General features: G+C 41.9%; 11 protein-coding genes. 10 read left to right on the top strand and 1 reads right to left on the bottom strand.

What is annotated here, in order from left to right; all coding sequences use genetic code 11:
- The 4 genes from B2Y23_RS01090 to B2Y23_RS01075 form a co-directional block, all read left to right on the top strand.
- Positions 1–505: thioredoxin domain-containing protein (locus tag B2Y23_RS01090; protein ID WP_291368495.1), on the top strand; the 505-nt coding region annotated here is incomplete at its 5' end.
- Positions 502–1,344 (top strand): TlpA disulfide reductase family protein, encoded by an 843-nt coding sequence (locus B2Y23_RS01085; protein WP_291368493.1) that lies wholly within the window; start codon positions 502–504, stop codon positions 1,342–1,344. The genes B2Y23_RS01090 and B2Y23_RS01085, both read left to right, overlap by 4 nt.
- Before the next feature lie 21 nt (positions 1,345–1,365).
- Positions 1,366–2,118 carry a thiol:disulfide interchange protein DsbG gene (dsbG, locus tag B2Y23_RS01080; protein WP_291368491.1) on the top strand — a complete coding sequence of 251 codons (753 nt, stop codon included), beginning with the start codon at positions 1,366–1,368 and terminating at the stop codon, positions 2,116–2,118.
- Between the two features lie 88 nt (positions 2,119–2,206).
- Positions 2,207–2,569 (top strand): YidH family protein, encoded by a 363-nt coding sequence (locus B2Y23_RS01075; RefSeq protein ID WP_291368489.1) that lies wholly within the window; start codon positions 2,207–2,209, stop codon positions 2,567–2,569.
- Between the two features lie 42 nt (positions 2,570–2,611).
- On the opposite strand, the gene B2Y23_RS01070 is transcribed toward B2Y23_RS01075, so the two are convergent.
- Positions 2,612–2,923 (bottom strand): ArsR/SmtB family transcription factor, encoded by a 312-nt coding sequence (locus tag B2Y23_RS01070; RefSeq protein WP_291368487.1) that lies wholly within the window; start codon positions 2,921–2,923, stop codon positions 2,612–2,614.
- 131 nt (positions 2,924–3,054) lie between these two features.
- Between B2Y23_RS01070 and B2Y23_RS01065 the strand changes: the two genes are divergently transcribed.
- From B2Y23_RS01065 to cydB, 6 genes are all read left to right on the top strand, one after another.
- The gene (locus tag B2Y23_RS01065; protein ID WP_291368485.1) at positions 3,055–3,471 is read left to right on the top strand and encodes a YeeE/YedE family protein; all 417 of its coding nucleotides are present in this window, start codon (positions 3,055–3,057) and stop codon (positions 3,469–3,471) included.
- A 1-nt stretch (position 3,472) separates the two neighbouring features.
- Entirely contained in the window at positions 3,473–3,889 is a 417-nt protein-coding gene (locus tag B2Y23_RS01060; RefSeq protein ID WP_291368483.1) for a DUF6691 family protein, read from the top strand.
- Between the two features lie 2 nt (positions 3,890–3,891).
- Positions 3,892–4,764, top strand: coding sequence for an MBL fold metallo-hydrolase (locus tag B2Y23_RS01055; RefSeq protein ID WP_291368481.1), 873 nt, complete (start codon positions 3,892–3,894; stop codon positions 4,762–4,764).
- 201 nt (positions 4,765–4,965) lie between these two features.
- Positions 4,966–5,385, top strand: coding sequence for a DUF2946 domain-containing protein (locus B2Y23_RS01050; RefSeq protein WP_409515229.1), 420 nt, complete (start codon positions 4,966–4,968; stop codon positions 5,383–5,385).
- A gap of 243 nt (positions 5,386–5,628) precedes the next feature.
- Entirely contained in the window at positions 5,629–7,059 is a 1,431-nt protein-coding gene (locus B2Y23_RS01045; protein WP_291368479.1) for a cytochrome ubiquinol oxidase subunit I, read from the top strand.
- Entirely contained in the window at positions 7,052–8,056 is a 1,005-nt protein-coding gene (cydB, locus tag B2Y23_RS01040) for a cytochrome d ubiquinol oxidase subunit II (RefSeq protein WP_291368477.1), read from the top strand. Before B2Y23_RS01045 ends, cydB begins: the two co-directional genes overlap by 8 nt.
- The last annotated feature ends 2 nt before the right edge of the window (positions 8,057–8,058 follow it).

Here is an 8,058-nt window from a genome sequence, read left to right as displayed (position 1 = left end):
CATTTTATGGAAGATACGTCCACATATTTCACAAATGCCGACGCAACTGCTGTTCATTGCAATGAGCTTAGCGACCGCAATATCGGGTGGATGGTATGTCACGCAAGCATGGTCACAACTGAATACGACACAAGCCACAACATTAGTCGCATGGCAAAAAGTACGTACCCAAGCTGAGCTTGAACAGGCACTCAATAAAGTCAAAGGACAAGCAGTGCTCATAGATGTGTATGCCGATTGGTGTGTGGCTTGTCAGCCGATTGAAAAAGAGGTGTTACCTCGTGCCGATGTACAAACAGCTTTAGAGGCTGTTGCTCGAATCAAACTCGATTTAACCGAATATGAAGCAAGTCAAGATATTGTGCTGAAAGACTGGCAGATTTTAGGACCTCCAACCATGATTTTCTTAGATGTACAGCATCAAGAACAGCGCAATCTACGTTTGACGGGTACCTTTAGTGCAGCGCAACTCTTGAGCCGATTAAACCGAGGTACACCGCCATGATTTCGAATGAAGCACTGCATCTTGGACCCTTGATGTTGCCATGGACATTGTTATGTTTGGTGTTGGCTTTGCTGATCACTGCCATGGTTGGACGAAAAATCGGGCAACAAGCACAGTGGTCAACCGAAATCCAACAGCGTTTCCAAGATTCGATTTGGAGCAGTGTTTGGATCGGATTACTCGGTGCACGCTTGATCTTTATTGGATTGAATATAGAGTCTTATCTCGCATCGCCCATTGATATGCTGAAAATTCAAGACAAAGGTTTTCATCTAATAGGCGGTGTGCTGACAGGAAGTGCGTGGTTTTGGTGGAAAAACTCAGCCATGACAAAAAAAGCCAAGGCCATTTTATTACTGATCTTTGTCATGCTTATGGGGGCAGGATGGACAGTACAAAAAATCATGCATCAAGATAGCCATTATCCAAGTTTGAGTTTTCCAAGTCTGAAGCTTGCCCATCAAGATCCGTCAGAAATCATTGCGCTAAAACAATTTCAAGGTCAGCCCACGGTTGTGAATTTATGGGCGAGTTGGTGCCCGCCGTGTCATCGTGAAATGCCCGTATTACAGCGTGCGCAGGATCAATATCCTGAGGTGCATTTTGTCATGCTCAATCAAGGGGAAGAGGTCGATACCGTCCGTGCTTATCTCACAAAACATCACTTCAGTTTTAAACACGTTCTGCTAGATGTGCAGGGTGAAATGCCACAAGCAGTGAACAGTTTAGGTTTACCCACTACCTTATTTTTCAATGCACAAGGTCAGTTGATTGCGCGTCATCAAGGCGAACTCAGTCAAGCGATGTTGCAACAATACTTAAAGAAAATGAATCCATAAATTGATCATAGGATATGCGTCATGAATACTTTACTTAAAACCAGTTTACTTATCGGAACACTGTTGACGGTGGCATGTGGTGTCAGTGCCAATCCGAATGCCATTAAAAAACAACTCGAAAAAGAAGGCTTTCAATTTGTCAAATCAATTCCTGCACCTGAAGGTTTAACGGGTTGGGTGGGGCATGAAGACCAATATTCCAATACCATTTTTATTTCCAATGATGGCAAGTATTACATCAAAGGCGAGTTGTTTGATGCCCAAGGAAATAGTCTTTCCAACAGCCAAATTGAAACGCATATGAAAAAAGCCATTTTAGTTAATGTATGGAAAACATTAGAAGATTCAACCTGGATTCAAGATGGCAAAACCGATGCGCCACGTATTGTCTATGTATTCTCAGATCCCAATTGCCCGTATTGCCATAAATTTTGGCAAGAAGCACGTCCTTGGGTAGAGTCAGGCAAGGTTCAATTGCGTCATGTTCAAGTGGGGGTGATTCGTGAAGAAAGCCGTGCTCAGGTGGCAACTTTACTCATGTCAAAAAATCCAACAGCGGTATTTCATGATATCAATGTCAATCGTGGCAAAAAGCGCCTTAAACCAGCAGAAAATATTCCTGTAGAGATAGCAGAAAAAATTGATTTTAACCAAAATTTAATGGGCAAATATGGTTTCTTCTCAACACCATCCATTGCTTGGCGTGATAGCAAGGGTAACTTCCAGTCTGCACAAGGGATGCCGAGTGATCTCAAAGAAATCTTTGAAAAATAAGTAAAATAAATGCTCACCCAGCCAACACAATAGCCCGTCTAAGATCATGCTAAGCTCAACATCAACTACTTAAACATCAGGGGGCACAATGTCAAATTTACAAGATCCACGGGTATTGTTTGCTTTGGAACGTACGGCATTGGCATGGAATCGCAGTGGTTTAGCGCTGATAGCCTTTGGTTTTTTGATTGAAAAATCAAACGTATTGCTACAACTACTGCACCCTGAGCAATATCAGCACAAAATTATCTATGGACAGTGGCTGGGCATTGCCGTGATTGTGTTTGGTTTATTGGTGAACTTTGCCTCAATTTTGCAATATCGTCGAGGGTTGCGCTCATTAACCGAACAAGAATTTATTGAGGATTATCAGACCCAACATCCCGTATGGCTGAATTTATTTACCATGCTGACCGGGTTTTTACTGATCATCTCATTTTGGATTTACTAAACTTGGCTGAGCTTCCAGACAAGAGGGCATGCACAAAAATGTTTATTCCTGACAGTACAATTGATACAGTGTTTGCATAATGCCCAGCACTTTAGGGTCTGCTAATTGATAATAAATTTGTTTGCCTTCGCGACGTGTCGAGACAATTTTATTGTTCCGTAAAACGGTCAATTGTTGTGAAAGAGTCGGCTGATGAATATTGGTACATTCCTCAATTTGCTGAACATTCAATTCGCCACTGATCAACACACATAAAATTTTTAAACGGTCAGGATTTGATAACACTTTCAAACAATTGGAAACGGTATCAACCTGCGTAAATTCAATTTTTAAGTTATCGAATGCGATGTTCATAACGTCTAACCTGAATCATAAAAAGCAAAAGGAGCAAAGTATATCGAGATAATAACATAAAATGACTTGATTGATATATAATATAATATTATATTATATTAGTTTAAATATTGTTTTATGGCGCATTAACTATGCATGATTTTGTGACAGCGTTTCTTGGTGGTGCTTTGTTGGGTATAGCAGTGGTGGGTTATTTGTATGTCCATGGGCGTATTGCAGGCATCAGTGGCTTGATTGCGCAGGTACTGAATCCACAGACGATTTTTAAAACGCCTGCAGTGTGGTTTCTTTCAGGCTTGATCATCATGCCATTTATTTATAGTCTTTTTGTACAACCAGAAATTATCGTGTCTGCTAGCCCAATAATGATGATTATTGCTGGTTTACTGGTGGGTTTTGGTACCCGCTTAGGTTCTGGTTGTACCAGCGGTCACGGTATTTGTGGGATCAGCCGATTATCTAAACGTTCCATCATTGCAACTATGACCTTTATGTTTGCAGGCTTTATTGCTGTATATGTCGTTCGTCACTTGATTGGAGCATTCTAAAATGAAAAACTTTTTAGCTTTTGTATTTGGTTCGCTTTTTTCAGTAGGTTTGATGTTCTCTGGCATGTCTAATCCGCAAAAAGTGATCGATTTTTTAGATCTATTCGGCAACTGGGACGCGAGCCTTGCTTTTGTCATGATGGGCGCAATTACAGTGGCATTTATACCATTCCAAAAAGCGGTGCGTAGTATTGCGCCAACCACAGTATTTAATCAACCGATTGATTTACCACGTAACAATAAAATTGATGCAAAACTGATTACAGGTGCGTTAATGTTTGGTGCAGGCTGGGGTATTGCTGGTGTTTGCCCAGCACCAAGTTTCACTTTAATTGGTTTAGGGCATTATCAAGTGCTGTATTTTATTGTTGCCATGCTTGCAGGTGTATTGATTCACCGTAAATGGTCAGGAGCTTAACCATGCAACGTCCGATTGTTCAGGATTTTTTTGACCAAGCGACTAATACCTTTAGTTATGTGGTGACTGATCCAGCGACCAAGCACTGTGCCATCATTGACAGTGTCTTGGACTATGATGCGTCTTCTGCAACCACCTCAACGACCCATGCTGATCAAATCATTGCGTATGTTAAAGCACAAGATTTGCAAGTGGAATGGATTTTAGAAACCCATGTACATGCCGATCATTTGACCGCCGCGCAGTATTTAAAGTCGGTATTGGGTGGCAAAATTGCCATGAGTCATCATATTGCATTGGTACAAGAGACCTTTAGTGCCATTTATAACCTAGACATCAAGCAGTTTAATGCTCAGCAACAATTCGATTATTTATTTGATGATCATGAATATTTTCATATTGGTGAGCTCGAGGCATATAACATCCCAACACCGGGGCATACGCCGGCATGTTTAAGTTATGTCGTGGGTGACGCCGTGTTTGTCGGTGATACTTTGTTTATGCCGGACTATGGTACCGCACGTTGTGATTTCCCACGGGGTAGTGCAGACACCTTGTTTGATTCGGTGCAAACCCTGTATCAATTGCCAGAAACGACTCGCGTATTTTTGTGTCATGATTATTTGCCAAAGACGCGTGATGAATATCACTGCCAAACCGATATTCAAACCCAAAAACAGCACAATATTCATATTCATGAAGGCACCACTAAGGCTGAATTTGTTCAGATGCGTAATCAGCGCGATGCTACCTTGAGTATGCCCAAACTGATTTTGCCTTCGATTCAAATCAATATGCTTGCAGGGCATTTTCCTGAGCCTGAAGCAAATGGCGTGTCTTATCTGAAGTTGCCATTGAATTTCTTTAAAGCATAAATAATTGTAACTACAATTATTTATGTGCAGATTACATCTTTATCTTAAATATTCATATTTATATCTTTAAAGTGAATATTCACTTTAAAGATCGTATTTTTTTAGCTATATTAGTTCTATAAAGCTGACTTGAGCCCTCGGATTTCAAGCCAGCATTGCTTTTCTAAGCATATTGCTTGTGTTGGTATACGTTGAGAGAATATGTTGCTCAGACAGAGTGGACTGTGTCTTGCAATTGCGACCTTACTTTTGCAAATCGTAGTATATTTACAACCACTATTACCCGAAGAATTTCAAATTGCTCCGGTGTGTCTGTCTATTACACATAATTTATTGTCCCCAGAAAAACACCAACACATTCACCAGACCTATCATGAACTAGTGCATCATCTGACTCACGATCATCATGAGCACGATGATCATAATGGGCAAAACCACCAATGCCAGTACTGTAAAGTCTATGGTGATGTGGTCCTTCCTTTTGATTTTAATCTGCACGAAATTATCGATAGAATTCAGGTTCGATTGACGTCTTATCAAGACGCTTTTCGGCATGTTTATTTTTCGCTGCAAAGGCTTTATCTACTGCCCCAAGGGCGAGCCCCACCTTTAACACTTTAGAACTGGTTTTGTATGGAAGTTTTTAATCGAACTTCATAGATTAACGTTATAGAGTGTAATCACATGAATTTAATTTTTTTGTTGTCTGTTGACCACGGACAGAATGCGTTCGTCTGTCGAAAAAGCGTAGAGATACAGTTTACTGACAGAGCTCAACAGGCGTGCGAGAGTGTAAACAAGTCTTCGGTTCTAGACTTAAGTTTGAACCGCAATCACCACACAATTTCACAATAAGGTGACTATATGGATTTAGGTTTAACAGCGCTCGAATTGGCGCGGATTCAATTCGCATTTACTGTTTCTTTTCATATTATTTTCCCTGCTATTTCCATTGGACTTGCAAGCTTTCTTGCTGTTCTAGAGTGGCGATGGCTAAAAACTAATGACCCTGTGTACCGTGATCTATTCCAATTTTGGATCAAGATTTTTGCATTATCGTTCGGGATGGGCGTGGTCTCTGGCGTAGTAATGAGCTACCAATTTGGCACCAACTGGAGTGAATTTTCCCGTATTGCCGGGAGTGTGACAGGGCCTTTACTTAGTTATGAAGTGCTCAGTGCATTCTTCTTAGAAGCTGGCTTTTTGGGCATCATGTTGTTTGGTTGGGGGCGAGTCGGACCCAAAACCCATTTTTTTGCTACCCTCATGGTGGCCATCGGCACCTGCATTTCCATGTTTTGGATTTTGTCGTCCAACAGTTGGATGCAAACCCCACAAGGCTTCACCTTTGAAAATGGCATTATCGTGCCACAGGACTGGTTTGCGATTGTCTTTAACCCGTCTTTTCCATATCGCTTAGTGCATATGGCATTGGCAGCGTTTTTGGTCTCAGGCTTATTGGTCGCTGCCACTGCGGCTTGGCATTTACTCAAAGGTCGCCGTGATGCCTTGGTGAAAAAATCGTTTTCCATGGCCATGTGGATGATCTTGGCATTAGCGCCACTGCAAATGTTTGTCGGTGACTTACATGGTCTAAATACCTTAGAACATCAACCTGCTAAATTGGCTGCGATTGAAGGGCACTGGGAAACCAATAAAGATCATGGCATGCCGTTATATTTATTCGGTATTCCAGATATGGAAGCGGAAGAAACCAAGTATGCAATTGGTATTCCGAATCTCGGTAGCCTGATCATGACGCACACGCTAGATGGTGAGGTGAAAGGCTTAAAAGAATTTGCCCCTGAAGATCGACCTAACTCATTGGTGGTGTTTTGGAGTTTCCGCATCATGGTGGGTATGGGCGTATTGATGATTTTTCTTGCCTTCATCGGTGCTTGGTTACGTAAAACAGGCAAATTTTATGAGTCAAAATGGCTACATAAATTTGCCCTCTGCATGGGTCCATCAGGTTTTATTGCTTTGCTTGCCGGTTGGTTTACGACAGAAGTCGGACGCCAACCTTGGGTCGTGTATGGGGTACTGCGTACCAAAGATGCCTTGTCACCGGTATCGGCAGAACAAGTCGGTTTAACCTTAATTATCTTTGTGGTTGTGTACTGCATCGTATTTGGCATTGGGATTTATTACATGTTGAAAATGATGGTCAAAGGACCACAGTTTGTACATTCACAAGCCCATACGGAAGGTGAAGTGATTCGTGCGTCGAATCGTCCAATGAGTACCATTGATGAAGCCTTAGAGGCAGCACCACAGGAGAAAAACCATGATTGATTTATCCTTAATTTGGGTGGTGATCATTGCTGTTGGGGTGCTAATTTATGTGGTGCTAGATGGCTTTGATTTAGGGATTGGCATCTTATTTCCTTTGGTCAAAGACCGACAAGAACGTGATGTGATGATGAATACCGTCGCGCCGGTTTGGGACGGTAATGAAACGTGGATGGTGTTAGGTGGCGCAGGCTTATTTGCGGCATTTCCATTGGTGTATTCGACTGTGCTCTCTGCGCTGTATATGCCGATTATCTTAATGGTCATCTCACTGATTTTCCGTGGTGTGGCATTTGAGTTTCGCTTTAAAGCCAATCGAACTAAACACTTATGGGATCAGGCCTTTATTTGGGGTTCCATCCTCGCTTCATTTTTCCAAGGCATGATTTTAGGGGCATATATTCAAGGCATTGAAACCACTAATGGTATTTATAGTGGTAGCGGATTAGATTGGTTGACCCCATTTTCAATGTTTACCGGCATTGCGGTGGTGGTGCTGTATGCTACTTTGGGCTGTGGTTGGTTGATTTTTAAAACCGATGCCCGGGTACAAGAGCATATGTTTAGCCTCATGTCAAAACTGATTATTGCCTTATTAGTGATCTTTGGTGCGGTCAGTATTTATACCCCAATGGTACATGCAGATATTGCTAGTCGTTGGTTTAGCTTGCCTCAACTGTATTATTTTAGCCCTGTGCCGATTTTAGTGTTGGTGTTTACGGTATTGGCATTACGTGCCTGTAAACGACGTCAGGAGTTTGCACCATTTATTTATACTTTAGCCTTGGTGCTGTTGGCTTATACAGGGTTCCTCATCAGTCTATGGCCAAATATTATTCCACCGTCTGTCACGATTTGGCAGGCTGCTGCACCACAAAGTAGTCAGCTATTTGCCTTGATTGGGGCATTGGTATTGATCCCGATTATCTTGTTCTATACCGCACTATCGTATTGGGTATTTCGCGATAAAGTCCGTGTCGGCGATGATGGCTATCATTAAGG

It is taken from the genome of Acinetobacter sp. UBA5934, assembly GCF_002430855.1.
In the GTDB taxonomy this organism is placed as follows: Bacteria; Pseudomonadota; Gammaproteobacteria; order Pseudomonadales; family Moraxellaceae; genus Acinetobacter.
The sequence above is the reverse complement of the archived record's forward strand: the minus strand, read 5'-3'. Positions and strand labels throughout refer to the sequence as shown.